This is a genomic window from Marinomonas maritima (assembly GCF_024435075.2).
Classification (GTDB): Bacteria; Pseudomonadota; Gammaproteobacteria; order Pseudomonadales; family Marinomonadaceae; genus Marinomonas; species Marinomonas maritima.
In genome coordinates, this window is record NZ_JAMZEG020000001.1 from 1,040,869 (window position 1) to 1,067,504 (window position 26,636).

Here is a 26,636-nt window from a genome sequence, read left to right on the forward strand (position 1 = left end):
ACACTAGCCCAAACTTATTATATAAAGGCTATCATTATTAACTAGATAGGGGATCGAATGCTATATCCAATTTTGGTGGAGTATTATGTTTGGTTTAGCTTGCTGCTGTTAGGCGTCACTTGGTTCGCAAGACAAGCGAAGCCGACAACGCGCACGAACCTCATGTATGGCTATGGAATGATTGCGGTTCTGGGTTTTTTACTGGGCTTGGATTGGGTTGCTGGTATTATCTTTGGGCTGATAGTGTTGGAAGCAGGACGCGTGTTTAAAGCCTGGCTAGACAAAAAAGAGTCTCAGTTGAAAAAATAAATCTAATGAAAGTATTGGATGTAAAAAAGGCCTCAATTGAGGCCTTTTTTACATTAGAGCGCGGAGATCTAAATCTGGATTATTTTTGCTCGCGAGTAATAGCGCGGTGGCCAATGTCTGTGCGGAAATACACTTTGTTCCAAGATATCTTATTAACAACGTCGTATGCACCCGCTTGGGCTTCTGCAACGGTGTCGCCAAGTGAAACAGCGCAAAGCACACGGCCGCCATTTGTTACGACCTTGCCGTCTTTCATTGTCGTACCCGCTTGAAATACTTTTTGATGAGCCGGCAGTGCGGCATCATAACCTGTGATGACATCGCCTTTTGGGTAATCGGCAGGATAACCGCCAGCCGCAAGAACAACGCCTAAGCTTGCACGAGGGTCCCAATCGGCTTTGACCGTGTCTAGCTTGCCATTGATCGCCGCCAAACACATTTGAGCCAAATCAGAACGCAAACGCATCATGATAGGTTGTGTTTCTGGATCGCCAAAACGACAGTTGTATTCCAGTGTCTTTGGTGTGCCATCTGCCGCAATCATTACGCCAGCGTATAAGAAACCACGGTAGCGATTGCCTTCCGCGTTCATGCCTCTTACTGTTGGCATAATCACTTCGCTCATGATGCGATCATGAATTTCTGGTGTAACAACTGGAGCTGGAGAGTAAGCGCCCATGCCGCCAGTGTTTGGGCCTAAATCGCCATTGTCACGCGCTTTATGATCTTGGCTGGTGGCCATTGGCAGAACAGTTTCGCCATCAACCATGCAAATGAAGCTGGCTTCTTCGCCGGTTAAAAATTCTTCGATAACCACACGGCTGCCTGCATCGCCAAAGGCATTGCCTTGTAGCATGTCTTCAACGGCTTCGATTGCTTCGGCTTCTGTTTGCGCCAAAATAACGCCTTTGCCAGCGGCTAAGCCATCGGCTTTTACAACGATTGGCGCGCCTTGCTGTTTGATGTAAGCCACAGCTGGCGCAATTTCAGTGAAGTTTCCGTACGCCGCTGTTGGGATGTTGTGACGTGCTAAGAAGTCTTTGGTGAAGGCTTTAGAGCCTTCCAGTTGCGCTGCGGCAGCGGTTGGGCCAAAGATTGCTAAGCCTTCCTTTTCAAACGCATCGACAACACCGATAACCAACGGTGCTTCAGGACCAACAATGGTTAGATCGATGGCTTCTTTTTTAGCAAATGCCACGAGCGCGTCAATGTCGGTCACACCGATATTGACGTTTTCTACTTTGTTTTCCATTGCTGAGCCAGCATTACCTGGCGCAACAAAAATCTTTTCTACTTGGCTTGATTCTGCCGTCTTCCATGCCAAAGCATGTTCACGACCGCCATTACCAATAATAAGAACTTTCATTCTGTTCATCCTTTATGGTCAATATTGTAGACGTTATTAATAACGACGCTATTAGTGACGGAAATGACGCATGCCAGTGAAGACCATTGCCATGCCAGCTTCGTCAGCGGCAGCAATAACTTCAGCATCGCGCATAGAGCCACCAGGCTGGATGACAGCTGTAATACCAGCTTGTGCTGCTGCGTCGATGCCGTCACGGAATGGAAAGAATGCATCAGAAGCCATCACAGAGCCCACGACTTCTAGGCTTTCGTCCGCGGCTTTAATACCTGCGATTTTTGCGCTGTAAACACGGCTCATTTGGCCTGCGCCTACACCAATAGTTTGCTCCGCTTTAGCGTAAACAATCGCGTTGGATTTAACGAATTTAGCGACTTTCCAAGCGAACAGAAGATCTTTAAATTCTTCTTCGCTAGGTTGACGTTTAGAGACAATTTTAAGATCGTCTAGAGTAATAGTGCCGTCGTCACGGTCTTGAACCAACAAACCACCATTAACACGCTTGTAATCCAGCGCTGTTGATTTGTTTGCTGACCATTGGCCACACTCAAGTAGGCGAACGTTTTGTTTCGCGGCCACGATGTCTGCGGCCTCTTTGCTCACGCTTGGCGCAATGATGACTTCAACAAATTGACGATCAACAATGGCTTGCGCTGTTTTTGCATCCAATTCTTGGTTGAAGGCAATGATGCCTCCGAAGGCAGACGTTGGGTCTGTTTGGAAAGCAAGATCGTACGCTTCAAATTGAGACGCGGCCGTTGCAACACCACAAGGGTTAGCGTGCTTAACGATCACACAGGCTGGCTTGTCGAAGCTTTTTACACATTCAAGCGCCGCGTCAGTGTCAGCGATATTGTTGTAAGATAACGCTTTACCTTGAATTTGTTTTGCGGTGCTAATGGACGCTTCTTTTGGATTGGCTTCCACATAGAAAGCGGCTTTTTGATGAGGGTTTTCACCGTAGCGCATTTCTTCTTGTTTGTTGAATTGTAAGTTGAATGTACGAGTGAAATCTTCGCTGCCACCTTCAACTTTTTTGCCTAGGAAGTTAGCAATCGCACCGTCGTAATGAGAAGTGTGCTCGAAGGCTTGTACGGCAAGATCAAAGCGTTGATCGTAAGTAAGGCCGCCATCTGCTTTTAACGAGGCTAATAAGCTGTCATAGCTTGCTGGTGAAACAACGATAGCCACGTCTTTGTGGTTTTTCGCCGCAGAGCGAACCATAGTAGGGCCGCCGATGTCGATGTTTTCAATCGCCATTGGAAGGTCGCAGTCTGGGCGTTCAATAGTTGCTTCGAATGGATATAGGTTAACTACAACCATATCAATTTCTTCAATGCCATGTTCTTTCATGATGGCGCCGTCGATGTCACGACGACCAAGAATGCCGCCGTGGACTTTTGGATGTAGTGTTTTTACGCGGCCATCCATCATTTCTGGGAAGCCTGTGTAGTCAGAAACTTCCGTTGCTTTAACATTGTTATCCAATAAAAGACGGTAAGTGCCGCCAGTAGATAGGATTTCAACGCCTTGAGCGGTTAGTTCACGCGCGAATTCGACAATGCCTGTTTTGTCGGAAACACTGATTAACGCTCGCTTGATTGGAGTCACTGCTTTTTGATTTGCCATCATGGTTCTCACAATTAATTAACACTAAATAAACAAGGGGAAGGTAATACGAAAAAAAGGGCGAATTCGCCCTTTTTTTCTTTGTGCTTATAGCATGCCGTATTGCTTCAACTTCTTGCGAAGTGTTCCTCGGTTTAAACCGAGGATAGTGGATGCTTTTGTTTGGTTATCCTTTGTGTAGTTCATGACAGACTCTAGCAAAGGCGCCTCAACCTCCGCTAAGACTAACTGATATAAGTCTGTTATTGGCTGCCCATCAAGATGAGCGAAATAGTTTTGCAATGCTTTTTCAACGTTGTCACGTAGTGTTTGTGACTGCTCTGAAGAAGCGGCTTGAAACGTATGAGTATGAGTTTGTTCTACCACAGAATGACCTTCTATTTTTAAAGCTAACCATTTATTAATGCGCATTGATCATCATAGAGGAAGAGGGATCTAAGTCTTCTTTTTTGATGTTCAGTACATTAAGTGTAAGGTTCGTTTGTCTACAGACAAACAAAGAACTCTTCCAATTTATCAATCTGCTCTTGCGTATTATCAATACGATTAAACAGGCTGCGAAATTGTGTTTTATCCGCTAACGTTTGCAAGTACCAACCAACATGCTTGCGAGCAATGCGCACACCTAAATAATCACCATAAAATTGGTGTAAAGCGTTTACATGGTTGATAACAAGCTGCCTTACCTCTGATAAAGACGGAGGCGCTAACAATTCATTTGTTTCTAAATAGTGATTTATTTCACGAAAGATCCACGGTCTACCTTGAGCAGCGCGTCCGATCATTATGCCGTCTGCGTTTGTGTAATCTTTCACGAACTTTGCTGATTCAGGGTCTTTGATATCCCCATTAGCAAAAATAGGAATGCTCAAGTGCCGTTTGATCTCAGCAATGGTGTCGTATTCAGCTGTTCCCTGAAACTTGCATTCTCGCGTTCTTCCATGAATGGCTAATGCTTGAATACCAATGTCTTCCGCCATTTTTGCAATTGTCAGACCGTTTTTTTGGTCTAGACTCCAGCCGGTGCGAATTTTTAGAGTGACAGGAACACTGACACTATTTACAACAGATTCCAGTATTTCACGAACAAGAGCTTCATCTTTAAGTAGCGCAGAGCCGGCGGCTTTATTGCATACTTTTTTGGCGGGGCAGCCCATATTGATATCAATGATTTGCGCACCTAACTCAACATTTTGTTGAGCGGCTTCTGCCATCATTTTTGGGTCGCCACCAGCAATTTGAACGGATCTCGGCGAGACTTCCGCATCGTGAATTAAGCGATGGCGGCTTTTTGTCGAGTTCCACAGGCGAACATCAGACGTGACCATTTCTGATACGACTAGACCTGCACCTTGATCATGGCAAAGTCGGCGAAAAGGCAAATCTGTTACACCAGCCATCGGCGCTAGAATAACGGGTTTGTCAACGCAATACGGGCCAATAGCAAATGCCATGATGTTCCTGAATACTGGATTGAATGTTAAAGATCGTCGACAGCGTCGAGCGGGCGTGAATAATACCTAGGCAATTGCTATTTTTGAAGTCTTGACAGACTGAAAATTGACTATTTTTTGTTCTTTTTTTGAGCTTAAGGGAGAAAACTCGAAAAACTAGTAGGATCGAGTGTCTGTAGGGAAGGCTCTAAGCTGATGAGTAACGGCTCGAGCACCTGGGTCTTGTATTGGAATGACTAAATGAATTGGGGTGTTTGGTGGCATGTAAGTGATGTCGAGAAAGTCTTTGTGCAAATAATCACTGGGTGCAAAGAGGCGAGCTGCAACGGGTAAGCCATTCAAATCAAAAAACTCGAGTGCGATTTTAGGCATAGGCTGAGAAAAATCACTGGTATTGGTAATAATGGCGTTTACCAGCAGTGTGTTTGGAATAGAGGGGTGGCTTTGTATGCGTACATGCTGAATCGTAATGGCGTTTATACTCTCAAATCTTGGTAGGACACAACCAGAGTAAGAGCAAATGGTTCTGTAAATGGATCGAAAGCTAGAAGAGCTGCTGCCTTCTACAAAGAAATGCGTAGCAACTTGACCTGATAGCAAAGCGAGGCCCAGTAATGAAGCAAAAAACCACAACCAAGGGGGCGTGTTTTTTTTGCGAATAGAAGGCTCATTTTCTCCCAATAGGGGCGCTAGGCTTTGTTGGGCGGATAGTTGCTCAAGAATGCTGTGCTGGTTTTTAATATCAGATGGGCGAGTTTGTTCCGATGCGGTTTGCGCCAAAGAATGCAAAGCAACCATATAATCTGGCTCTTTGGTGGGCGCAGCCTGCTTACTGGCGGTTGTTTCAGGTGGCAACGTACTTTTCGCTGGTTTGTTGATAGAGGCGGCGCTCGATGTTGCTTTGAGAGCGGCTTCCACTTCGGCAAGCTCTACTTCCCATGGAGCGGGTTCGTCTTGCCTTTTTGCTTCAGTCTGCTTTGCTGCTTTTGCTTCAGTCTGCTTTGCTGCTTTTGCTTCAGTCTGCTTTGCTGCTTTTGCGGAAGAGTCTAATGGCTGCGGAGTCGCTTCATGGTAAGAGTCGTAGTTTGTTTCGGTAATAACGGGCTTTTCTTCGCCCAGTGGATTCAGGTCGTCATCATTGAATAAGGTATGCAGCCAGTCTGGATTGACTATTTCTTCCACTGGAGCAAGTCGAGAGTCGACTATTTTGTCTGTGCCCTTGGGTTCGAGAGGTAGATACGTGCTGTCTATTTGCGCTTTTTCTTTAGCCGTAGTGGTGTTTTTAGGTTGTTTTGTGTCTGCGGTGGACTTACTACTAAGCGTTGTTTTGTTGTCTGCTACTTTAGTGGCATCAAAAATATGAAAACATTGACCGCATCGGACTTTCCCCTTGGCCATGCTTAATACTTCATCGCTTACACGAAATGCGGTTGAACATTTAGGGCAACGTGTAATTAGGCTATTGGCCATGGAGTAGTATCTTCCTGTTCAAAACTGTACTAAATGAATGGAGTGTTATGCGTTTTTGGTGCCAACGATACGAACCCACTCTTCCCTTTCCGTAATCGATTCAATCGTAAACCATTCTTGGTACGCTTGAATGACTTCCTCTGCTTGGTTGGCAAGTATGCCAGACAGTGCTAATTGACCACCGGTTTTAACCAGCGCAGAAATGGTTGGCGCTAAGTGTGCAAGAGGGCCAGCAAGAATGTTAGCGACTACAATATCAGCTTGTAAGTCAGATTCATAAGGTGGCAACTTTATGTCTATCCGACTTGGATCGATATTATTGCGTTGAGCATTTGCTTCGGTTGCTTGGACTGCTTGAGGGTCAATGTCGATACCAACCATGTTGTTAGCGCCAAGCAGCAAACCTGCAATCCCAAGAATACCAGAGCCACAACCATAATCTATGATGGTTTTGTTTTGACAGTCGATACTGTCTAACCATTGCAGGCAAAGTGCCGTCGTCGGGTGAGTTCCTGTGCCAAAGGCTAATCCTGGGTCTAGCATCAAGGTGATGGCATCAGGATCAGGTACTTCACGCCAGCTTGGGCATACCCAGAGACGTTTGCCAAATTGGATTGGATGATAGCTGTCCATCCACTCTCTTTCCCAATCTTTGTCTTCAAGTATTTCAATTTTCATGTCGATGTCGGTTTCACCAAGGGATGTGGCTTTGTGTTCAACGACCGGGCGAATGTGTTCAATGTCCGCATCGGCTTCGAACAGGCCCGTGATTTTAGTGTTTTTCCACAATGGTGTTGTGTTTAACTCTGGTTCGTACACTGGATCGTCATGAACATCTTCAAAAGTGACAACCATAGCGCCGCAGTCGAGAAGCGTGTCTTCGAAAGCAGGGACGTGATCTGGAGTGGTATGGATACGTATTTGAAGCCAAGGCATAAAGTGGAGTCCAACAATAAACAAAACAAGAATAGAATAGCGAAGCTTGGTGCGAGAGGCGAGAGGAAAATGATTGCCTCTAGTGATTTATGTCATCACTAGAGGCAAAGCGACAGCCTTTATAGGCCGAGTTTTTTCTCTAAGTAATGGATATTAACGCCACCAGCAATGAAATTAGCGTCATTTGCTAGTTCTTTTTGTAGCTCTATATTGGTTTTAATACCATCGATGAATGTTTCATCTAGAGCGCCGGAAAGGCGTTTTAAAGCAGCGGTACGGTCTGGCGCATGGCAAATGATTTTGGCGATCATAGAATCATACGTTGGCGGAACGGTGTAGCCACTGTACAAATGAGAGTCAACACGAACACCCATGCCACCTGGCGCGTGGAAGTAGTCCACTCTACCTGGGCATGGCATGAACGTTTTAGAGTCTTCCGCATTGATACGAGATTCAACGGCGTGACCGTTTAGCTTGATATCTTCTTGCTTCATTGACAGCTTCAAACCACTGGCAATACGAAGCTGTTCTTTCACAATATCAACACCCGTTACCATTTCAGTCACTGGATGCTCAACCTGAACGCGTGTGTTCATTTCAATAAAGTAGAAACGGCCATCTTCATACAAGAATTCGAACGTACCGGCGCCGCGGTAATTAATCTTGATACAGGCGTCTACACAGGCTTTAAAGCAAGCTTGGCGTGATGTCTCATCAAGCATTGGTGCTGGCGCTTCTTCCAATACTTTCTGATGACGGCGTTGTAATGAACAATCTCGGTCATACAAATGAACCGCGTTGCCTTGGCCATCAGCCAGTATTTGTACTTCTACGTGACGAGGGTTTTGTAGGAATTTTTCCATATAAACCGTGCTGTCACCGAAGTAAGAACCTGCTTCAGATTGTGTGATGCTAATGGATTTTAGTAGGCTGCCTTCGTTGTGAACAACGCGCATACCACGACCACCACCACCGGCAGCGGCTTTTATAATGACAGGAAAGCCAATTTCATTAGCGACACGAATACACTCTTCAGGATCCGTCGGTACTGGACCGTTTGAGCCTGGAACCGTTGGTACTCCCGCTGCTTTCATTGCTTTAATGGCAGACACTTTATCGCCCATTAAGCGAATTGTTTCTGCTTTAGGTCCGATGAAAGTAAAGCCAGAGCGTTCAACTTGCTCTGCGAAATCGGCATTCTCTGCAAGGAAACCATAGCCTGGGTGAATAGCAGACGTGTCTGTCAATTCTGCCGCACTGATGATTGCAGGAATATTTAAATAGCTTTGTGCTGAGGGATTTGGCCCTATGCAGATAGACTCGTCTGCAAGGCGCACGTGTAACAAGTCGCGGTCAACTTTAGAATGAACCGCAACAGTTTTGATACCGAGCTCTTTACACGCACGTAAAATACGTAGCGCGATTTCGCCTCGGTTAGCAATCAATACCTTATCGAGCATGATGAAACCTACTGCTTTGGATTAAATGATAGTAATAAGTGGCTGATCGAATTCAACTGGTTCGCCGTCTTCAACAAGAATAGCGCCAATTGTGCCAGACTTATCAGCTTCAATTTGGTTCATCATTTTCATTGCTTCAACGATACAGATTGTATCGCCAGCATTCACTTTTTGGCCAACTTCAATAAAAGACTTAGCACCTGGTGCAGAAGACTTGTAGTAAGTGCCGACCATAGGAGAGTTAACGATATGTCCTGCTATCGCGGCTGGTGCTTCAGGAGCCGCCGTAGGGGCAACTGGAGCAGGCGCTTGTGCTTGTGGTGCCATCATTGGAGCAGTCATTTGTGCCATAACAGGGGCACCACCACGACTAATGCGAACGGCTTCTTCGCCTTCTTTAATTTCAATCTCGTAGACGTTGGATTCTTCTAAAAGCTCGATTAGTTTTTTGATTTTACGAATGTCCATGATTACTCTCTTCTGTCTGTATTTGTGGCTCAGTGTTTGTGTCAGTCACTGACTATTATAATTCTGCTTACGTTATTCTGTAACAGAGCTTTTATAAAATACATTTTGTAAAAGCTGGTAACCCGAAATTATCGATAAAAAGCGTGATATTGTCCAGTTATGCGGCAAAAAAACCTAAAAATGTTTGCACTGGTTGTTTTTTAATCTTTTGTAAATCATCTTGTTTTATCGATAAATAATGGTATCTAAACGATCTATCAGAGAGCGTTTAGTTGGCTCGCCCATCAAACTGAGTTCTTTTCGCTCTTTTCCTTCAGTGTCTAAAAAAACCAAAGAGGGTGGCCCAAATAAATTGAACTGTTTCATTAAAGCTTGGTTGTTGGTTGAGTTTTCTGTCACATCGACCCTAATCAGCCGTACCTTATCAAGACGCGGTAACACCTCGGCAGATACAAACATTTCTTCTAGTACTTTGCAGCTGATGCACCAATCTGCATAAAGGTCTAACACAATAGGGCGAGAGTCTTGACTCGCAATAATAGCATCGAGCTCTTCCAAGCTGGTGATAGTGGCATCAAACACTCTTATATCTTCGTTTATATGTGTTGAGGTTGAGGATAACTTTTTCAAGGGCTGTAACGGACTGCTGCTGCCGGTCAAACCACCGATAAACTCAGTGGTTCCAAGAAGGAAAAATCCTAATGCCAAAAACCAGCGAAAAGGGTGTGAGGAAACGTGATGTGCTCGGTGAATAAAGTAACTGCTCACAGCAATCGCTAAAAAGCTCCATAAATACAAATGGCTACTGATAGGTAACCAGCGAGTAATTAACCAAATGGACATTGCGAGCAGTGCAAACCCCATGAACACTTTAATGTCATGCAGCCATTCACCACTTTTGGGCAGTACCTTCGGGCCGAATAGGCCAACTAATAATAGTGGAACACCCATGCCGAGCGCCATGATAAACAGCATTATCGCGCCATACCACGCATCACCTTGGCTACTTATATACAGAAGTGTTCCTGCTAATGGCGCCGAAACACAAGGTGACACAATTAACGTCGAAAACACCCCAGCCAGAAAAATACTTATGCTCGATTTCCACGCAGAATCCGAAGGTTTACTGGTCATTTGTAGTCGTTGTTGCCATGCTGTTGGTAGTCTTAATTCATAAACACCAAACATTGCTAAAGCGAGTACAACAAAAAGAAGGGCGCTGACGATCAATAAAATAGGGTTTTGTAATTGTGCTTGTAAATTCAGTTGAGTGCCGAAAATACCGACTAATCCACCAATGGTGGCATAAGTCAGTGCCATGGCTAAAACATAAACCAAACTGTAATAGAATGCGCCTAATTTCGAATGGCGAGTGCCAATGACAATTGCGCTGACAATAGGCACCATCGGAAGGACGCAAGGCGTGAACGATAAGAGTAAGCCCAGTCCAAATAAAACCGTTAAAGTGATCCATGGGCTGCTTGTTTGGAGTAGTTGAGTCACGGATTGAGCTTCAGAAGGTAAAACAAGCTTGTCTTTTGAAGCCGTGGGCGTGTTGATAACTTGAGAGCCTAAAAGGCTTTTTGGTGCCTCCGAAGATAAGGCTGGCACAGTGAATTGTATGGGCATTTTCTGTGGCGCATAGCATAGCCCCTTATCAGCACAGCCTTGATAAGAAAGGAATCCATTAATTTGGGTACCAGCAGCAAGCTTAATATCATAATAAATAGGCAGAGTGAGTTGGTGACGATAAACCGTGACGTCACCATAATAAGCATCCTGTTTGCTTTCGCCGACCGGAAATGCAGAAAAATGCAGGTTATCGGCCTGTTCGCCAGACAAACTAAACTGTTCTTGATATAAATAGTAACCGTCACTAATCTGCCACGTCGCTAACATTTTACCGTCTTTAGGGGCCGATGTTGAGAGTTGAAAAGCTTGCTCAACAGGCAAAAACTCTGGCTGGGAAAGCGATGTCGTAGGAGCAAAAGTGAAAGCTTGAGATGTACTGTGAAGTGTTAGTAAGAACAATAGAGCAAATAGGCGCATAAAAATCTTCAATCAGATTGAACGTGTTGTTTAAATATAACATGCATGTTTCATCATATTCGATGGTCAGTGTAGACTACCAATCCACCTTAAAGTTGCCAATCGCAAGGGGACAAATTGAGTAAAAACCAAGTATATTTTCTATTTATGGCACTTTTCCTTACAGGGTGTCAGACAAATATCGCACCCTCGGAGCAAGGCGAACCACGACAAGAGAAAGTTTCTGAGCCTGATCCTAAATCGGCATCGGCGGAGCTAGCACCGGTAATCAATGTGCCCGATATGAAGAAAACTACCGCCATTTCACCAGAGCAAATAAAGTCGAGAGCAGCTAAACGCTTGACGTTGAGTTTAATTGCACAAGGTGAAGATGCGCTGTCTGCGGATCGACTTTTAACGCCAGAAGACGACAACGCTAATTTATATTTCCAAGCAGCATTAGGCCGCGACCCAGGTAACTTTAGAGCGATTCAGGGGATTGCGGCGATTGTGGATGTATATACTCAGTGGGCGTGGGATGCAGCAAGAAGCCGAGATTATATTCAATCCGCTCGATATTTAGAGTACGCTCGTTCGGTTAATCCAGAAGACCCTGTTATTGTCGAAATGACCTCACGTGTCAAGGATCTGAAAGCAAAGCGTGAGCATGCTGCAAAGGTAGTTTCTAAAAAATCAGAGCCCAAAGAACCACAAGTTGGACAATATTTTTTGCCAGAAACACTTTTTAGTTTGAGTGAAGATGAGATAATTGCACAAATTCAGCCTATTATAGACGAGGTTGCAAAAACAGAGCAGTCAATCGAAATTTACTGGCCAAATGACAAACAAGCGCGGTTGATTTATCAGATAATCAACAGTCGCATTACAGCATTTCGTGTTCGTGCGATGACCTATCATCGTGCTGATTACATGGTGGAATTAAAACAAGATTAAGGTAGGTCAATAATGTCGTGGGTAACGAATAAATTACAGGGTTTAACGCCAAGTATTAACTTTTCAGGTATGGGGAAAATCGCCGTATCTGCCGTACTGGTTGTCGCTGTGCTGTTGACCTTTTTGGGTATGTATTGGAGCAGTGAGCCAGATCAATTTGACGTGGTGTCCTCCGCGAAAGAAAAAGCGGCAGAGCAAGGGTATTTAAACAACAGTAAAAAACTGGTTGAAGGCTATACGACCGCTAGTACGCTGCACACCATTATTGAAACATTGCTGGATAAGCCCGGTGGTTTTATCACCAATGATGTTATGCCACCAGGCCTTTTTATGGACAATATGCCAGCGTGGGAATTTGGCGTATTGGTACAGTCACGAGATTTGGCTAGGGCTTTTCGTAAAGAATTTAGCCGGTCACAATCACAATCCACAGAAGACGTGAACTTAAAAATAGCAGAACCACAATTTAACTTTGATACCAAAAGCTGGGCATTACCATCCAGTGAAAGCGAATACCGTCGTGGTAATAAAGAATTGATGGAATACCTAAATCGTTTGGCGGGTACCACGAATAATAAAGCACAATTTTATGCACGTGCTGATAACCTTTCGGATTGGTTGTCTGACGTTAGTACTCGTTTAGGCAGTTTGTCTCAGCGTTTATCCGCAAGTGTGATAGATGACGAGCCTCAATTGGAATCGGATGAGAACAGTCGTTATGTGCGTACACCTTGGTCTAAAGTCGACGATGTTTTCTATGAAGCACGCGGTACAAGCTGGGCCTTGGTTCACATGCTTCGAGCGGTAGAAGTGGACTTCTTTTTTACCTTACAGGATAAAAATGCCCTTGTTAGCTTACGTCAAATCATTCGTGAACTAGAAGCAACCCAAGCCAATGTTTGGTCACCATTCATCCTAAATGGCAGTGGTTTTGGCGTATTGGCTAACCATTCTTTAGTCATGGCGTCGTACGTTTCTCGTGCTAATACAGCGATTATCGACCTTCGTCGTTTGCTTGAACAAGGCTAGCGCGGCGTTTATGTCAATGAACAATAACAGGGTTATTCGTCCGGCCATGTTGGATGATGCCCCTGTTATATTGGATATTTTTCAGCAATGCGACCGGTTTGCCAGCACAGGCTATCGACAAGATAATATTAACTTAATTGATGTAATGGACTGGCTAGAAAGCGTCACAGACAAACATCCCCTGCTGGTGCTTGAAGAGCAGGGCATCGTTATCGCTTGGTGCTCTGTCGAAGCCTTTTATGGTTTACCTGCCTTTGATACCGCCTGTGAAATTAGCTTCTACGTCTTACCAAATTGGCAGGGTCAAGGCATCGGAACTCAGCTATTTCGTCATCTAGAAACAAACCGCACCGCACTTGGTTTTACCCACCTTATTGCCTATGTCTATTCCAGCAACCTCAACAGCCAAGGCTTCTTCAAACGCCAAGGATTTGATGAATGGGGTTTATTACCAAACATCGCCCAGAATGAAAACATCACAGAAGATGTATACCTTCTTGGAAGACAGTTTTAGTTCTTCAAGTATATTTGTTCCCTCTCAATGACTTTGTATTCCCGACCTTTATTCCGCTCTGCTGAGCGGGTAACTTTTATCCAGATCCATAAAAGTAACCAAAAGGTCTCTTTAAGGTCTTTAATGCCTGATTTTCTTCATAAGAGCATGATTGCTTCCTACGCTCCTTTTATCGTAAGGCATGGATTGTTTATTTGGTGAGAGATGACTCGTCAAACAATGACTCTGAAACGCCATAAAGTCGCGCAACGTTGTTGCGTCGAAGCCGCTTCTTTAGTTTATATGGTTCCATTCAAACGCTTTGTATCCCCGACCTTTCTTCCGCTCTGCTGAGCGGGTTACTTTTTGCTAGCGCCCAAAAAGTAACCAAAAATTCGCTTTAAGATCTTTAATGCCTCATTTCTTTCATCGAAGAATAACTTTTCCTACGCTCTAGAGCAGTAAGGCATAGATTGTTCTTTTAGTAAGATTTAAACCTTCAAACAATGACTCTGAAACTCCATAAAGTCGCGCAACTTCGTTGCGTCGAACTGCACTGCACTGCACTGAAAATTAAAACGCAATTAATGTGTAGATATACAGTCTATTTTTGAAATGAACGCATTTTTGCGCGTTTAGCCATTTTAAATAAACCAGTTGTGCGTGTTTTGTACTGGTAGAAAGTAATAAAGTCTTTCAGTATCAATGAATAAGATTATCGACCGCCGAAATAACGCGCTGTGGATAAATGAAATAACACGCATGCTCGTTTTTTTTGTTTTAATTTTTATGAATATCTTTATTAAATGTATATTATTCAGATGATTGTGAAGGTGTTGAAAGGGATTTAATATTGTCTAAATACGCATGCGCATTAACAAAATGTTAGGTTTTAAGGAGAGTTCGGTGTCGGATAAAATGATCGAAGATATTAAATCAGGGAAATATGATCGTAAACAACTGGAAAACTTATATTCCAATGCTGAAAGATTAAACCGCACGGATTTAATTCCTATCATTAAAGAATCACTGAAAGAGCTAGATTCTAGATCGTATTCCAAGCGATTTGTTAAACCAATTAGAGATAAAGTTAAAGAAATAGCTATGGAGATTGCTGAGTCTGAAAATTGGGCCAATTGGGAGAATAATAAAGTTGGTAATGGAGTTAAGCCAGGTGGAGAAATGTTAAACGGTGAGTTATTAGCTGAATTTTACTTTTCTTATAAACATGATTCATGGAAAAAATCCTCATATTTAGCTGTATTTCAACGAGAAGAGAATAGCGCTGTGGGATATACAGTCCAAGCACATGATCAAGAACTAGTTACAGTCTATTCATCCGAAGACGCTATAAAGCTATTTCACAGTGCAATTAAAACCTAACAAGAAATGAAACAGGGACTAAAAACAGCGGGCTGTTCGCTTCGCTCCATTTTAGCCCACTATTTTTAGCCTGTTAATTGGGCGTTAAGAAACATAGTAGAGCATTTGAAGTTCCGAAGAAGTTCAGTTCGACGCAACAGCGTTGCGCGATTTTATGGCGTTTCAGAGTCAGTTAAAAATACCCTTCCTAGCAACACCAAAAAACAATCTATGCCTTACGATATAACGAGCGTCGGTAAAGCTATTCTTCGATGACAAAAGTCAGGCATTAAAGATCTTAAAGAGACCTTTTGGTTACTTTTATGGATCTGGATAAAAGTTACACGCTCAGCAGAGCGGAATAAAGGTTGGGAATACAAAGCGTTTGAATGGAACCCAAAGAAGAGATTAACCCCATCCTAGCCTTCCCCTTGAAGAAAGGGGAAGGGACTAAATCCACGCCCAGCAGAGCGGAATAAAGGTTGGGAATACAAAGCGTTTGAATGGAACCCAAAGAAGAGATTAACCCCATCCTAGCCTTCCCCTTGAAGAAAGGGGAAGGGACTAAATCCACGCCCAGCAGAGCGGAATAAAGGTTGGGAATACAAAGCGTTTGAATGGAACCCAAAGAAGAGATTAACCCCATCCTAGCCTTCCCCTTGAAGAAAGGGGAAGGGACAAAGCCCACGCTCAGCAGAGCGGAATAAAGTTTAGAAATACAAAGGGTTTGAATGGAACTAAAAAAGAAAAATCACATCCTTTGGTCTTTTTAATAAAGGTTCCTAGCAGGCAATTTACTTTCACTGGTCTGGTCAGTATATTTCTAGTTCAATGTAGCGTTAGGTAAATAAAATTAAGTACAAATTATCCAAGGGGGTTCAATGTATAAGGGAAGTTGTCAGTGTGGTTCAGTCCAATTTTCATTGCATGGAAGCGTCACCGATATTATTCATTGTCACTGCTCTTTGTGTCGAAAAGCGAGTGGTAGTGCGTATGTAACGAATGGTTTTATAAATGCACAGGATTTAGACCTTGTTGATCATGAGAAGTCGCTGACTTTTTATGAAAGTAGTGAAGGTAAGAGGAAGTATTTTTGCAAAAAATGCGGCGTTCCAATCTATAGTTCGAATGCTCAATCACCAGATAGATATCGATTGCGTTTAGGTTCACTGGATTCGGATATTTTAGAACGTCCAATGTCTCATAATTTTGTAACTTCAAAAGCAAACTGGGAAAATTTGGATGCAGAACTACCTCGTTACGATGAGCATGAACCGGGGCGAAAGTAGGCATTTAGAAGGAATGCAAGGGTTTAGTGATTAGTAAGCGACACTCTCTTCTATGCTTGAAATTCTGAAGAAACTCGTTCGACGCAACGAAGTTGCGCGACCTTATGGAATTTCAGAGTCAGTGTTTGATGGTCTATCTCCCACCAAATGAACAATCTATGCCTTACGATATAAGAGGCGTAGGTGGCAATCATGTTTCTATGAAGAACCAATGCGTTGCTCTTAAAAGCGAATTTTTGGTTACTTTTTGAGTGCTAGAAAAAAAATTACACGCTCAGCTTTTCCAGAATTAAAGAGCGGAATAAAGGTTGGGAGTATAAAGCGTTTGAATGGAAGCTTATTTTGGTAATCACAAGAGATTGATTCCCGCCTTCGCGGGAATGACTCGTCCTGAGGGTCAGGGATTATCCCTTGTTACATGGGCTCAAATACCGAGCCTAAGCTCGGAACAAACAGTTTATTGTACATGCGGCTGGCGTAGTCGTCTGTCATGGAGGCCATGTAGTCACAGATGATACGTAACCCATTTTCGCCGTTGTCTTGACTTTTGCGCCATTCAGTGGCGATTTCCCTTGGTAATAATCGATTAGGGTCGGCGGTGTAGGCTTCGAACATTTCTAACAACATTTGCTGGCCTTTGTAGACGAGCATTTGCACTTCTGGGCGTTGAATGATGTGCTGCATTTCGAACTGTTTTAACAAGTTTAATGCTTGTCGTTGGCCTTCTGGCAGTCCGACTTGAAAGCGCAGCAGAGGATGTTCGAATCTTGTATTTTCAACCACTTGGCATGAGGTGATGAACCAGCTGACTAAGCTGCCAATGGCTTCTTTGCGTAGGTGGCTTTGTCGGCTAAAAAGTTGTGTGCGAATGCTGTTGAGGTTTTCAGCTAAGTAGGGTGAAGCCAGTGCGGCGAGTTTGGGTTCTAAATGTTCTAGCCACATGTCTTTTGTGACCATGCCCAAGACGATGGCATCTTCTAAATCGTGTACGCCGTAAGCAATATCGTCGGCTAGGTCCATGATGCTGGTGTCAAAGCTAGCGTGTGTGGCTTTCGCATGGCTATCTGCATGTTTGCGTTGTACTGTTTGTAGCAAGGTTCTATCTGCTTGGCTGAAAGGGTCAAGTATCCAATCTAAAAGGTCTTGTTCTTCTTGATACACGCATTTTGGTGGTGACCAATTGGAGGCTTTGAATTGGCGAAAACTGGCCGGCTTCTCTGGGTATTTTCCCACCACATTAGCGTGTAAAACCGGATATTTTAAAAGCCCTAATAAAGTGCGGCGCGTGACGTCCATGCCGTAAGTTGGGGAGTAAGATCCACGCTTGCCGAGGATCCGTAAGGATTGCGCGTTGCCTTCAAAGCCGCCGTTAGATTGCATCATGTAATTTAAGGCGACTTCACCACCGTGGCCAAAAGGTGGATGTCCTATGTCGTGGCTTAGGCAGATGGTTTCAATTAAGGCGTCGTCGGCCAGCCATGTTTGGAAGCTGGCCTCTTGTGGTGAGCTGTGTTTGAGTTGATGCACGATGCCGTTGCCAATTTGAGCGACTTCTAAAGAATGGGTTAAGCGCGTGCGGCTATAGTCATTTTGTCGAATCGCGAGAATTTGAGTTTTGGACTGTAAACGACGAAAAGCGGCGCTGTGAATGATGCGAGCACGGTCGCGCTGGTAAGGCGTGCGGTAGTCGTTTTCTCGGGATTCTTGATGACCAGATTGTCTTTCGTGCCAAGCTAACATTTCATCTTGTGCGTTTGTCATGTTTGTAATCCACCAATGTCAATAATTACCAATCTTTCATGAAAACACGATATAGGTCAATGTTCGTAAAAAAAGCCTTGGGCATAATGTAATCTATTATAAGGAATCTTTATGTTTAATACTCAGCATCTCACGACATTTAAAGCCTTGGTTGAAAAAGGAAGTTTTACTCAAACGGCAAAGCTGTTGGGGCTAACGCAGCCTGCGGTGAGTCAACACATTCAAAAGCTAGAACGAGGGTTAGGAGAGCCATTGCTGATTCGTCATGGTCGTACGACGGAGGTGACGGAAGCGGGGAAGGTGTTGCTTCAACATATAAAAGAACTGGAAGTATGTTATGAGGAGTTCACGGCGTCATGGCAAATGTATGCGAAGTCTACGGCTAGTCCTGATGTAGAAGAAAATAAAAATGGCTGATGAGTATCAGCCATTTTTTGTTAGTAAATGCGTATTTATTGTTAAGTGGTTGGTATTAAATTGCCAATGTGCAAACCACACTCTTTGTTTTCAGACTCTTCCCACCACCAACGACCTTCGCGTTCATGTTGATTTGGTAAGATAGCTCGAGTGCAAGGTTCACAACCTATACTGGTAAACCCTTTTAGGTGCAATTCATTGTAAGGTACATCGAACATTTTAATGTAGTTCCAAACGTCCTCCGAAGACCAGTTTGCCAAAGGGTTGAACTTGAATAGGTCTTTTTCATCAGTACTGAACGCGCTGTCTTTCTCGGCAAAAGCCAATACATTACGCGTGCCGGGACTTTGGTCTTTTCGTTGGCCTGTAATCCATGCATCAAGTGTCGCCAGTTTACGCTTGAGTGGCTGTACTTTTCGAATACCACAGCATTCTTTATGACCATCTTCAAAAAAGCTAAATAAGCCTTTTTCGTGGGTGAAGCTTTCAAGTGCTTCACGATCAGGTGAAAGAATGTCGATTTTTATCTTGTAGTGTGTCCGGATTTGTTCGATAAACCGGTAGGTTTCAGCGTGCAAACGGCCAGTATCAAGAGAGAATACGCGTACGTTTTTGTTCGCTTTTACGGCCATGTCGATCAGTACGACGTCTTCTGCGCCACTGAAGGAAATAGCAAGGTTGTCGAACTCTTTCATCGCGTTGTGGATGATTTTCTGTGCTTCGTCTTCTTTGTTATTGGCAATAAAAGACGCTAAATCAAATGCAGACATAGGATTGTGCACCCTGTTCTAAGTTACGTTGGTTGTACCATATCAAGTTGCGGTCACGAAAGAAAAGACGAAAGAACACTAACCTTATAATGCTTAAAGCGGGTGCTTAGCGGATATGTCTTGCTAGGGTTTGATAAAGTCCAAATAAAATGCCCGCGGTCACACCCCAAATGCGAATTTCCTGATATTCAATTTCGAAGTAGCCACGCGAGACGGTGTCGAGTTTTTTCGTTTTAAAACGATAGTTATCAGGAGTGAGTAAATGGCGTAATGGCACCCAATGGACAGATTTCACCTCGTCTTCACAAAGACTTAATTCACTTTTTCGCGTCATTTCAGCCACGATAGGCTTGATGCAAAAACCAGACAGGGTGCAATACTCGCCCAGCTCACCGAGTAAATCGAAACAGTCAGGTGCTAGGCCAACTTCTTCTAAGGTTTCACGCAATGCGGTGTATTGGATGCTTGCGTCTTCTGGGTCATGCTTGCCCCCAGGAAAAGCGATTTGACCTGGGTGATTGCGCATGTGCAGTGCGCGTTGAGTTAGGAGTACGAAAAGCTCTCCACTCTCAGGCTCTCGCCAAATAGGAATTAAGACGGCAGCAGAGCGATACTTTAGGTCATAACCACTGGGAAACATTTCTTCATCTGGGTTATGAATTTGTTGTGCGTAGGGTTCTCTGTCTAATGCTGCGCGGATATCGTCCAAGCTCAAATCAATTGGAGGAGCATTTAAAAACTGCTCTATGTCAGACATGATACGGCCTATTTCAAAAAGTCTTGTTCTAGAGTATGGGTTAATTTACCTACTTTGGTAAAGGTTTCTTGATATTCTTCTTGGCATTTTGAGTCGGCGACCAACCCACCACCAGCCCAGCAATGTAGGTTGCCGTGATCCGCTACTAGGGTTCGTATGGTGATACTGGAGTCCATTTGTCCATTTGCACTGAAATACGCAATCGAGCCACAGTAGGCTGAGCGTTCATGAGGTTCTAGCTCGTCAATGATCTCCATGGATCGAATCTTAGGCGCCCCCGTGATAGAGCCGCCGGGGAAGCTTTGATGAAAGACTCGAATAGCTTGGTCTGTTTGATCGATTCGGCCTTCTACCGTCGACACAAGATGATGCACATTGGCGTAGGTTTCTAAGGCAAACAGCGCAGGGACTTTAATACTTCCCGTCAGACAAGTACGACCTAGATCATTGCGCAGTAGATCAACAATCATTAGATTTTCTGCGCGGTCTTTGGTGGAAGACAGTAGCCAGTTGGCGTTGGCTTTGTCTTCTTCTGGCGTTGCGCCACGAGCGACCGTACCTTTTATCGGCTTGGATTCTATTCGACCTTGATCGCACAATAGAAAGCGCTCTGGCGAGTGACTTAACAGGCTTTGCTGTGGCGAAATTTCCATATACGCCGAAAATGGCGTAGGGCAAACTTCTCTTAAGGCATGATAGGCCGTGAAGGTGTCACCCTGATACCGACTGGAAAAGCGTTGTGCGAGATTGACCTGATAACAATCCCCAGATTGGATATAGTCTTGCACGGCAGAGAATTTTTGGGCGTACTCAGCTTTTGTCATGTTCGAGGTGAAAGGGGTTTTCAAAGAAAATGGATTGGTGTGGTTGAGTTCATGTTTTACCAATACATCGTCGCAAGCGCTGGTGAAGCGGTTAATGAGGTCGGCCGCATCTTCTTGAGTACACCAAGGTGCCATGATGAGCTGAGTCGTTTTTTCTTTATGAGATGTGATAACGCCCCAAGCGTAAAGCCCCACACTTAATGTATCTAATTGAATGTCGTGCTTGACTGTGTCAGGCAATTGCTCAACAAAATGGCCGCTTTCATAGCCATAATACCCTAGTAACCCCCCGGTAAAAGGCAGGTCTTTTGGTGCGGATTTCGCCCAAGGTTCTTGGCAAATGAGCGTCATTAATTCGTTCAACAGCGTCATCGGATTGTTTGTATTGCTTAACGTGTAAAGTGGTGTTGTATACCAAGTGATCGGCTGACTGCTGTATGATGGATGAATGCGTGCCAGCGGGTTAGCGACTAATATGTCGTAGTTCGTATCTGGAAAGTGTTCGTGATTACTGTCAAGTAAGGCTGGGTAAGGCAAGTCTCGTATGGCAGAAAAGAAAGACAATAAAGACGCCTGATAAGGGAGATTTACCCGTGTAATTTCTGACATTTTTTATCAATACCTAGTAATATGCATTCGTGCTTCTTAGAGCAAACATTGTATTCTTTTACTAAGATTCCTCACAGGTTAATTACAAGTGTCTGACATTTTTTTTCTTTCTTTACCTAATGCGGACATTGCGTACCGTCTTTACGAAAATCCCGCAGCCAAAACCGACCGAGCCTGTCTGCTGTTGCATGGTGCCGGCGTGGCTGGGGAAATTACTTATTCCCCTATGTTGCCGTACTTTACTCAATGGCGTTGGATGCTGGTACCCGATTTAAAGGGCATGGGCGAGTCTTTTCATCAACATGGTGAAGAAGGCGCGGTGTCGATTGCGGAGTTAACCGATGAAATCGAAGCGCTGTTGACGCATGTGAAATGGGATGACTTTGATCTTGTGGCTTATTCATTAGGTGGTTTGGTTGCGCTCAACCTGAACTATCAGCGTAGTTTACATGGGAAGACGACAGTGAAAATGGCTTTGTTAGAGCCTGCGTCGTTGGATCGAGAAGACTTATCTACCTTGATGGATGTGCGTCAGAAATACCGCCATGCGTCCAAATTGATTCATGACACCGGAGATGTAGAACTTGGTGTGGCGTCGTTTATGGATGGTGTGTCGCCTAATCGTCGTAAGCATCCTGTGGCAGAAGCAACAACACAATCTCGGCTTGCTCATCGGCCGTTTGGTTTTGCGCATGCATTGGATGCGGTGACGGATCATGTTGAAGTGATGGCAAATGAACCCGCGTTAAGGCGAGCCATAATAAACGCGTCAGAGCAGGTTTTTTTGTTTTCTGGAGAATTAAGCCATGAGGCATTAAAGCAGCATTATGAGCTATTGAGCTTACAGAATGACGCTTGGCAACACAAAATCATGAGTGCATGTGATCACTCTTTGCCTTTTCAAAAACCAAGGCAAATTGCCAATCATATTAACAAATGGTTTGCGCTGATTTAAGTGTCACTATTATCTGATGTGATCGGATAGAATAAATGAAAAGAGCAGGGCGCTCTTTCTAATCACTACGTAAAACAAGGAGGTTTTCTATGAGCCATCAACACGGCTTTTCTTTGCTAGAGCTGCTATGTGTTTTAGCCATTCTGAGCATTTTAGCCTATGCCGGTTCCGCGCAATTTTTGACGGTCAGTCAAAACGCCAAAGACAAAAGCACAATAAAAATTGAAATGAAGCGACTGTCTAATGCGCTTACACAAGCTCGCCAATTGGCGGTGGTGAGTGGCCATGCCAGTTTTTTGTGCGGTGGTGTTCATTGTGACGGCGATTGGTCTTCTGGTTATCGACTGTATCAAATTCAAGGTATTGGTGGTGCAGAAAAAAAGTATCGGCAGATCACCTTTAACGCCTTATTAGACGTATCTTGGCGTGGCTTCCCTTCGCAAAAAAAACAAATAGAATTCCACTCTAACGGTTTGTCAGGTTACCAAAACGGTACGTTTGAATTTTGCTTAGGCACCTGGCAGGCGAATTTGATATTAAATCAAAGTGGGCGCTTTTATACCTCTGACCCGCAAGAAAAAAACGGGGAGGCATGCTGATGAAAAAGTTATACCCCATCATCCTCTTATCAAAAACGAGACAGCACGGTTGGATCATGCTTGAAGTAGTGCTTTGCTTGGCGTTGTTTTCTGTCGTCTTGCATCTAGCACAGCGTCAGAACGAAGCTCATTGGCGTTCCACTCAGCAGTTGGAAGAACAACGAAAAAACCATGAAAACCAGCAAAAACAAGCTGCAATGAAAGCCTTAACGGGCTCTGCTGCTTGGCTAAATAATCAAGAAAGTTCATTAAATCAAGTTTATCCTGATTGTCAAAAATGCAGCGAAAACCAATTGAAACGTTGGTTTTATGCTTCGCAGCATGATCTTTCTAATATCGATGTGGAGGGCGAATAATGTCTCGACGCACACAAATGAAAGGCAGTCTATTGATTGAAATGCTGGTGGCTTGTGCCTTGATTTCGTTGTTTTTACCCTTTCTGGTGAGTGCTCTTGCTCGCTTGCAGGAACGTCACCTTCTCGCGCAAACGTATCAAGACCAACACGAGATCAAAGCCGCCATCGATGCTCACTTTCAAGCGCAATGGGCGCGTTTGGTTCCTGCAAATTGTGCGATGGACGAATCGTTGTTTTTAACCATTCAATCGGGTGAGTCTCCTCCTGTTCGGCTTGCTTCACGCAAGGTGTCTAGCGGCTCTGATTGGATGAAAGGAACCGATTATGGGCTGTGTAGAGGTGCTGTAACGGTATCCAGTAACCCATTTGAGACAAACTTGTCATGCCACTGGAAAGTAGGAGATCGAACGAATTTTTCGAGTTGTGAATCGTCTTTTTCAGGGCAAGTTGTCTCGGTGTCTAGTTACAAAAGTAAAATTGAGTTAACGGACAATTTGGCGATTGGGCAATCTGGGATGATAGAGAGCCAAGATGGCTTTTATTGGTATGTATCACCTGGAAAAGAGGGAGGAGATGCGTTTTGGCGCACCCCAGAAGAAAACGGTAATTCATTGGAATTGCTAAACGGGATCGAGCGATTGTCTATTTTCCCGTTATTGGATGAGGATGACAACGGGTTGGTGGATTCTTTAGACACGCGGTATGGACCGTTTGCTTTGAATAAGCTTCGAGGGCTTTGGGTGGAATATCAATATCGCTTGAGCAATTGTAAGTCTGACCGACAAGAGCCGTTTGCCCAAAGCTATCATTCTATGAGGGGAGGAGATTGGCACTATTTATCTCCTTGTCAGGGCATTGGTAATCAAATTATCGTGCTAAAAGGTATGCAATAATGACCATGATGCCTGCTTTGATTCGTTCTCAGCGCGGTTGGGTGTCATTGCCGATTATTGCGTTACTATTGGTTATTTCTACTTTGTCGATGCAATATCAACAAAGGTTGCAGGCGTCTTATTTGTGGCAAGGGCAGCTAAATGATATTGAAATCGAGCAACAAGTTTGGGTGGATTTCAAACAAGATTTTGTGGTGCCAGCTAGTTTGTCATCGGCGACTTTCAGCGAATGTGTAGGGTTTTGTGAGTTAGGTTTGCATTCGCAAGAAAAAATATGGCAAAAAAATACGCAACGTTTGAATTACCAATGGGAGCGGTACGAGTCACCAGCGAATGAATCTGGTAATGTAATCGCTTCTTACCGACTTTGCGCCAGCCAAAACCAGCAACAATATCGATGCTGGTGGTGGCGAGATGGGGCATGGTTTTCAGGTGGTTGGGTCAGTGCTTCTGATTGAATGCTTTCAAATGTTCCGCACTGCAAAATGGACGAGCATCTTGGTCATGAATAGCATGGGAGCGAGGCGTAAAAGTTTGGCATTCTTCGCAACGAACCATGCTTTCTTGAGACTCATCCTTTTTAGAGGATTCCTGTGTTTTTGCTTTTGTTGGCGATTGACTGCCTTTAAAAGCGACAAATCGGCGATACAACCACCAACCAATAAAGAAAATTGCAACAAAAACGATCAAACGGACGATCATATACTTTACCTAGCTTGGGTTATTCCAGACAATAACGGGCATATTCTAACAGAGTTCACGAGATAGCAACTGTATGACATTACGAATTGCAATGGCCCAGCTGGATATGCTGGTCGGCGACATCACAAAAAACACCCAATCTGTTATTGATGCGGCGTGTAAAGCCCGCGATGAAGAGCACGCCGATGTGGTGGTTTTTCCTGAGTTAACCTTAACGGGCTATCCACCAGAAGATTTATTGTTACGTCCCAGTTTGGATCCGCGGATCGAATCTGCGTTGGCTAAAATTTTGGCAGACGTTCGTGATATCCATGTGATTATTGGTTATCCACGTCGTATCGATGGCGAACTTTTTAACTGCGCTGGCGTGATTTACCAAGGCAAAATGTTAGTTGAATACGCAAAGCAGAAACTGCCTAACTTCCTTGTGTTTGATGATAAACGCTATTTCAGCGCAGGCTTAGATGCGGGCATTGTTGAAATAAAAGGTGTGAAAGTGGGCTTGAGTATCTGTGAAGATATTTGGCACCCAGAGCCTGTAGCGCAAGCGAAAGTCGCTGGTGCGGAATTGATTTTGAATCTCAATGCTTCGCCTTATCATATTGAAAAAATGGGTGAACGTGAGGCCTTACTTCATAAACGAGCAACCGAAGTCAGCTTGCCGATTGTCTATGTGAACTACATGGGTGCGCAAGACGAATTGGTCTATGAAGGTGGTTCCTTTGCGGTAAACGCCAAAGGTGAAAAGGTCATGCAGGCGCCTTGGTTTGAAGCGGGCTTATATTGTCTTGATATGATAGTGGACGACAGTCAACGAAACAAAGTTGAACCCGTTGCCGGTATCATTGCTCCTGCGTTAGACGTGGAAGCTAGCGTGTATCAGGCGATGGTGCTTGGGTTACGTGATTATATTGAAAAGAATTGCTTCAAAGGCATTGTGCTGGGTTTGAGTGGCGGTATTGATTCTGCGTTATCGCTCGCTGTTGCCGTAGACGCGATCGGTGCCGATCGTGTTCAAGCAGTAATGATGCCTTACACTTATACTTCTTCTATTAGCTTGCATGATGCAGAAGAAGAGGCGAATTTATTGGGCGTGAAATACAGCGTTTTGCCGATTGAATCCATGGTTTCGGCGTTTACTGACGTGCTCGCGCCAGAATTCGAGGGCTATGCTAAAGACGCCACGGAAGAAAATCTACAGGCTCGTACTCGTGGCGTTGTCTTGATGGCCATTTCGAACAAAAAAGGCTTGATGGTGCTCACGACTGGCAATAAAAGCGAAATGGCTGTGGGTTATGCAACGCTTTACGGGGACATGGTCGGCGGTTATTCAGTTTTAAAAGACGTGTTTAAAACGTTGGTTTTCAAACTTTGTCGTTACCGAAATACTTTGGGATATGTGATTCCTGAACGGGTTATTACGCGTCCACCGTCTGCGGAATTGGCTCCGGATCAAAAAGACGAAGATTCTTTGCCAAGTTATGACATCCTAGATGACATCTTACGCATGTACATCGAAGAAGATCAAAGTGCAGAAGCCATTCTTGCAACTAAGAAATTCGACCGAGAAACGGTTTATCGAGTACTTCGCCTTGTTGATGTCAATGAATACAAACGTCGTCAATCACCGACTGGCGTGCGTATTACCGCTCGTGGGTTTGGTAGAGATCGCCGTTATCCGATCACTAACGGCTGGCACATCGGCGAGTAATCTTTATTAAACAATCATAAAAAGAACGCCGCTCA

At 44.2% G+C, this 26,636-nt stretch carries 28 protein-coding genes; 13 read left to right on the top strand and 15 right to left on the bottom strand.

The features are described from left to right. Window positions 1-57 precede the first annotated feature (57 nt). A complete protein-coding gene (locus M3I01_RS04975; protein WP_255894487.1) occupies window positions 58-309 on the top strand; it encodes a hypothetical protein in 252 nt (83 codons plus the stop codon). Between the two features lie 79 nt (window positions 310-388). Here the strand turns inward: M3I01_RS04975 and purD are convergent, their stop codons facing one another. The 9 genes from purD to dsbD all read right to left on the bottom strand — a co-directional run bounded on the left by purD (window position 389) and on the right by dsbD (window position 11,141). Next, window positions 389-1,675 carry a phosphoribosylamine--glycine ligase gene (purD, locus tag M3I01_RS04980; RefSeq protein ID WP_255894488.1) on the bottom strand — a complete coding sequence of 429 codons (1,287 nt, stop codon included), beginning with the start codon at window positions 1,673-1,675 and terminating at the stop codon, window positions 389-391. Between the two features lie 51 nt (window positions 1,676-1,726). Then, window positions 1,727-3,304, bottom strand: coding sequence for a bifunctional phosphoribosylaminoimidazolecarboxamide formyltransferase/IMP cyclohydrolase (gene purH / locus M3I01_RS04985; protein ID WP_255894808.1), 1,578 nt, complete (start codon window positions 3,302-3,304; stop codon window positions 1,727-1,729). A gap of 87 nt (window positions 3,305-3,391) precedes the next feature. Next, a complete protein-coding gene (gene fis / locus M3I01_RS04990; RefSeq protein WP_112141709.1) occupies window positions 3,392-3,670 on the bottom strand; it encodes a DNA-binding transcriptional regulator Fis in 279 nt (92 codons plus the stop codon). Between the two features lie 119 nt (window positions 3,671-3,789). Further along, a complete protein-coding gene (dusB, locus tag M3I01_RS04995) occupies window positions 3,790-4,758 on the bottom strand; it encodes a tRNA dihydrouridine synthase DusB (protein ID WP_255894490.1) in 969 nt (322 codons plus the stop codon). Between the two features lie 156 nt (window positions 4,759-4,914). Further along, on the bottom strand, window positions 4,915-6,228 hold the full coding sequence (locus M3I01_RS05000) for a zinc-ribbon and DUF3426 domain-containing protein (RefSeq protein WP_255894492.1): 1,314 nt from the start codon (window positions 6,226-6,228) through the stop codon (window positions 4,915-4,917). A 45-nt stretch (window positions 6,229-6,273) separates the two neighbouring features. Next, window positions 6,274-7,164, bottom strand: a complete 891-nt coding sequence (gene prmA, locus M3I01_RS05005; protein WP_255894493.1) for a 50S ribosomal protein L11 methyltransferase — start codon at window positions 7,162-7,164, stop codon at window positions 6,274-6,276. A 119-nt stretch (window positions 7,165-7,283) separates the two neighbouring features. Then, on the bottom strand, window positions 7,284-8,624 hold the full coding sequence (accC, locus tag M3I01_RS05010) for an acetyl-CoA carboxylase biotin carboxylase subunit (protein ID WP_255894494.1): 1,341 nt from the start codon (window positions 8,622-8,624) through the stop codon (window positions 7,284-7,286). Between the two features lie 21 nt (window positions 8,625-8,645). Next, window positions 8,646-9,092 carry an acetyl-CoA carboxylase biotin carboxyl carrier protein gene (accB, locus tag M3I01_RS05015; protein WP_255894495.1) on the bottom strand — a complete coding sequence of 149 codons (447 nt, stop codon included), beginning with the start codon at window positions 9,090-9,092 and terminating at the stop codon, window positions 8,646-8,648. Window positions 9,093-9,317: 225 nt separating this feature from the next. Further along, the gene (gene dsbD / locus M3I01_RS05020; RefSeq protein ID WP_255894496.1) at window positions 9,318-11,141 is read right to left on the bottom strand and encodes a protein-disulfide reductase DsbD; all 1,824 of its coding nucleotides are present in this window, start codon (window positions 11,139-11,141) and stop codon (window positions 9,318-9,320) included. A gap of 117 nt (window positions 11,142-11,258) precedes the next feature. On the opposite strand from dsbD, the gene M3I01_RS05025 reads away from it, so the two are divergent. The 4 genes from M3I01_RS05025 (at window position 11,259) to M3I01_RS05040 (ending at window position 14,979) form a co-directional block, all read left to right on the top strand. Continuing rightward, on the top strand, window positions 11,259-12,074 hold the full coding sequence (locus M3I01_RS05025; RefSeq protein ID WP_255894497.1) for a hypothetical protein: 816 nt from the start codon (window positions 11,259-11,261) through the stop codon (window positions 12,072-12,074). A gap of 12 nt (window positions 12,075-12,086) precedes the next feature. Beyond that, window positions 12,087-13,103 carry a DUF2333 family protein gene (locus tag M3I01_RS05030; RefSeq protein WP_255894498.1) on the top strand — a complete coding sequence of 339 codons (1,017 nt, stop codon included), beginning with the start codon at window positions 12,087-12,089 and terminating at the stop codon, window positions 13,101-13,103. A 16-nt stretch (window positions 13,104-13,119) separates the two neighbouring features. Then, on the top strand, window positions 13,120-13,617 hold the full coding sequence (locus M3I01_RS05035) for a GNAT family N-acetyltransferase (protein WP_255894499.1): 498 nt from the start codon (window positions 13,120-13,122) through the stop codon (window positions 13,615-13,617). Between the two features lie 885 nt (window positions 13,618-14,502). Then, a complete protein-coding gene (locus M3I01_RS05040) occupies window positions 14,503-14,979 on the top strand; it encodes a hypothetical protein (protein ID WP_255894500.1) in 477 nt (158 codons plus the stop codon). 319 nt (window positions 14,980-15,298) lie between these two features. Here the strand turns inward: M3I01_RS05040 and M3I01_RS05045 are convergent, their stop codons facing one another. Then, window positions 15,299-15,604 carry a hypothetical protein gene (locus tag M3I01_RS05045; RefSeq protein WP_255894502.1) on the bottom strand — a complete coding sequence of 102 codons (306 nt, stop codon included), beginning with the start codon at window positions 15,602-15,604 and terminating at the stop codon, window positions 15,299-15,301. A gap of 235 nt (window positions 15,605-15,839) precedes the next feature. Between M3I01_RS05045 and M3I01_RS05050 the strand changes: the two genes are divergently transcribed. After that, on the top strand, window positions 15,840-16,247 hold the full coding sequence (locus M3I01_RS05050) for a GFA family protein (RefSeq protein WP_255894503.1): 408 nt from the start codon (window positions 15,840-15,842) through the stop codon (window positions 16,245-16,247). A gap of 414 nt (window positions 16,248-16,661) precedes the next feature. Here the strand turns inward: M3I01_RS05050 and M3I01_RS05055 are convergent, their stop codons facing one another. After that, window positions 16,662-18,008: an anti-phage deoxyguanosine triphosphatase gene (locus M3I01_RS05055; RefSeq protein WP_255894504.1), complete on the bottom strand. Its 1,347-nt coding sequence runs from the start codon at window positions 18,006-18,008 to the stop codon at window positions 16,662-16,664. Window positions 18,009-18,119: 111 nt separating this feature from the next. Between M3I01_RS05055 and M3I01_RS05060 the strand changes: the two genes are divergently transcribed. Further along, window positions 18,120-18,425, top strand: coding sequence for a LysR family transcriptional regulator (locus M3I01_RS05060; RefSeq protein ID WP_255894505.1), 306 nt, complete (start codon window positions 18,120-18,122; stop codon window positions 18,423-18,425). 41 nt (window positions 18,426-18,466) lie between these two features. On the opposite strand, the gene M3I01_RS05065 is transcribed toward M3I01_RS05060, so the two are convergent. The 3 genes from M3I01_RS05065 to pabB form a co-directional block, all read right to left on the bottom strand. Continuing rightward, the gene (locus M3I01_RS05065; protein ID WP_255894506.1) at window positions 18,467-19,195 is read right to left on the bottom strand and encodes a phosphoadenylyl-sulfate reductase; all 729 of its coding nucleotides are present in this window, start codon (window positions 19,193-19,195) and stop codon (window positions 18,467-18,469) included. Window positions 19,196-19,301: 106 nt separating this feature from the next. Next, on the bottom strand, window positions 19,302-19,952 hold the full coding sequence (locus M3I01_RS05070; protein ID WP_255894507.1) for an NUDIX hydrolase: 651 nt from the start codon (window positions 19,950-19,952) through the stop codon (window positions 19,302-19,304). 8 nt (window positions 19,953-19,960) lie between these two features. Beyond that, window positions 19,961-21,385 (bottom strand): aminodeoxychorismate synthase component I, encoded by a 1,425-nt coding sequence (pabB, locus tag M3I01_RS05075; protein WP_275564950.1) that lies wholly within the window; start codon window positions 21,383-21,385, stop codon window positions 19,961-19,963. A gap of 88 nt (window positions 21,386-21,473) precedes the next feature. Between pabB and M3I01_RS05080 the strand changes: the two genes are divergently transcribed. The 5 genes from M3I01_RS05080 (at window position 21,474) to M3I01_RS05100 (ending at window position 24,646) form a co-directional block, all read left to right on the top strand. After that, window positions 21,474-22,340, top strand: coding sequence for an alpha/beta fold hydrolase (locus tag M3I01_RS05080; RefSeq protein ID WP_275564951.1), 867 nt, complete (start codon window positions 21,474-21,476; stop codon window positions 22,338-22,340). 89 nt (window positions 22,341-22,429) lie between these two features. Then, complete coding sequence (locus M3I01_RS05085; RefSeq protein ID WP_255894511.1) at window positions 22,430-22,939, top strand: GspH/FimT family pseudopilin; 510 nt, start codon at window positions 22,430-22,432, stop codon at window positions 22,937-22,939. Beyond that, entirely contained in the window at window positions 22,939-23,295 is a 357-nt protein-coding gene (locus M3I01_RS05090; protein WP_255894512.1) for a hypothetical protein, read from the top strand. The genes M3I01_RS05085 and M3I01_RS05090 overlap by 1 nt, the downstream gene beginning before the upstream one ends. After that, window positions 23,295-24,188, top strand: a complete 894-nt coding sequence (locus tag M3I01_RS05095; protein WP_255894514.1) for a type II secretion system protein — start codon at window positions 23,295-23,297, stop codon at window positions 24,186-24,188. The genes M3I01_RS05090 and M3I01_RS05095 overlap by 1 nt, the downstream gene beginning before the upstream one ends. After that, the gene (locus tag M3I01_RS05100; RefSeq protein WP_255894515.1) at window positions 24,188-24,646 is read left to right on the top strand and encodes a hypothetical protein; all 459 of its coding nucleotides are present in this window, start codon (window positions 24,188-24,190) and stop codon (window positions 24,644-24,646) included. Before M3I01_RS05095 ends, M3I01_RS05100 begins: the two co-directional genes overlap by 1 nt. Here M3I01_RS05100 and M3I01_RS05105 read toward each other — a convergent pair. Continuing rightward, entirely contained in the window at window positions 24,630-24,890 is a 261-nt protein-coding gene (locus M3I01_RS05105) for a PP0621 family protein (RefSeq protein WP_255894517.1), read from the bottom strand. The genes M3I01_RS05100 and M3I01_RS05105 overlap by 17 nt on opposite strands. A gap of 73 nt (window positions 24,891-24,963) precedes the next feature. On the opposite strand from M3I01_RS05105, the gene M3I01_RS05110 reads away from it, so the two are divergent. Further along, window positions 24,964-26,601 (top strand): NAD+ synthase, encoded by a 1,638-nt coding sequence (locus M3I01_RS05110; protein WP_255894518.1) that lies wholly within the window; start codon window positions 24,964-24,966, stop codon window positions 26,599-26,601. Window positions 26,602-26,636 lie beyond the last annotated feature (35 nt).

Coding starts and splice junctions, on each gene's coding strand:
- M3I01_RS05060 (WP_255894505.1), top strand. CDS start 18,120: ATGTTTAATACTCAGCATCTCACGACATTTAAAGCCTTGGTTGAAAAA.
- M3I01_RS05055 (WP_255894504.1), bottom strand. CDS start 18,008: ATGACAAACGCACAAGATGAAATGTTAGCTTGGCACGAAAGACAATCT.
- dusB (WP_255894490.1), bottom strand. CDS start 4,758: ATGGCATTTGCTATTGGCCCGTATTGCGTTGACAAACCCGTTATTCTA.
- accB (WP_255894495.1), bottom strand. CDS start 9,092: ATGGACATTCGTAAAATCAAAAAACTAATCGAGCTTTTAGAAGAATCC.
- prmA (WP_255894493.1), bottom strand. CDS start 7,164: ATGCCTTGGCTTCAAATACGTATCCATACCACTCCAGATCACGTCCCT.
- dsbD (WP_255894496.1), bottom strand. CDS start 11,141: ATGCGCCTATTTGCTCTATTGTTCTTACTAACACTTCACAGTACATCT.
- M3I01_RS05110 (WP_255894518.1), top strand. CDS start 24,964: ATGACATTACGAATTGCAATGGCCCAGCTGGATATGCTGGTCGGCGAC.
- pabB (WP_275564950.1), bottom strand. CDS start 21,385: ATGTCAGAAATTACACGGGTAAATCTCCCTTATCAGGCGTCTTTATTG.
- M3I01_RS05035 (WP_255894499.1), top strand. CDS start 13,120: ATGAACAATAACAGGGTTATTCGTCCGGCCATGTTGGATGATGCCCCT.
- M3I01_RS05095 (WP_255894514.1), top strand. CDS start 23,295: ATGTCTCGACGCACACAAATGAAAGGCAGTCTATTGATTGAAATGCTG.
- M3I01_RS05105 (WP_255894517.1), bottom strand. CDS start 24,890: ATGATCGTCCGTTTGATCGTTTTTGTTGCAATTTTCTTTATTGGTTGG.
- M3I01_RS05090 (WP_255894512.1), top strand. CDS start 22,939: ATGAAAAAGTTATACCCCATCATCCTCTTATCAAAAACGAGACAGCAC.
- M3I01_RS05045 (WP_255894502.1), bottom strand. CDS start 15,604: ATGGGGTTAATCTCTTCTTTGGGTTCCATTCAAACGCTTTGTATTCCC.
- M3I01_RS05050 (WP_255894503.1), top strand. CDS start 15,840: ATGTATAAGGGAAGTTGTCAGTGTGGTTCAGTCCAATTTTCATTGCAT.
- M3I01_RS05085 (WP_255894511.1), top strand. CDS start 22,430: ATGAGCCATCAACACGGCTTTTCTTTGCTAGAGCTGCTATGTGTTTTA.
- M3I01_RS04975 (WP_255894487.1), top strand. CDS start 58: ATGCTATATCCAATTTTGGTGGAGTATTATGTTTGGTTTAGCTTGCTG.
- purH (WP_255894808.1), bottom strand. CDS start 3,304: ATGGCAAATCAAAAAGCAGTGACTCCAATCAAGCGAGCGTTAATCAGT.
- M3I01_RS05070 (WP_255894507.1), bottom strand. CDS start 19,952: ATGTCTGACATAGAGCAGTTTTTAAATGCTCCTCCAATTGATTTGAGC.
- M3I01_RS05030 (WP_255894498.1), top strand. CDS start 12,087: ATGTCGTGGGTAACGAATAAATTACAGGGTTTAACGCCAAGTATTAAC.
- M3I01_RS05100 (WP_255894515.1), top strand. CDS start 24,188: ATGACCATGATGCCTGCTTTGATTCGTTCTCAGCGCGGTTGGGTGTCA.
- accC (WP_255894494.1), bottom strand. CDS start 8,624: ATGCTCGATAAGGTATTGATTGCTAACCGAGGCGAAATCGCGCTACGT.
- M3I01_RS05000 (WP_255894492.1), bottom strand. CDS start 6,228: ATGGCCAATAGCCTAATTACACGTTGCCCTAAATGTTCAACCGCATTT.
- purD (WP_255894488.1), bottom strand. CDS start 1,675: ATGAAAGTTCTTATTATTGGTAATGGCGGTCGTGAACATGCTTTGGCA.
- M3I01_RS05065 (WP_255894506.1), bottom strand. CDS start 19,195: ATGTCTGCATTTGATTTAGCGTCTTTTATTGCCAATAACAAAGAAGAC.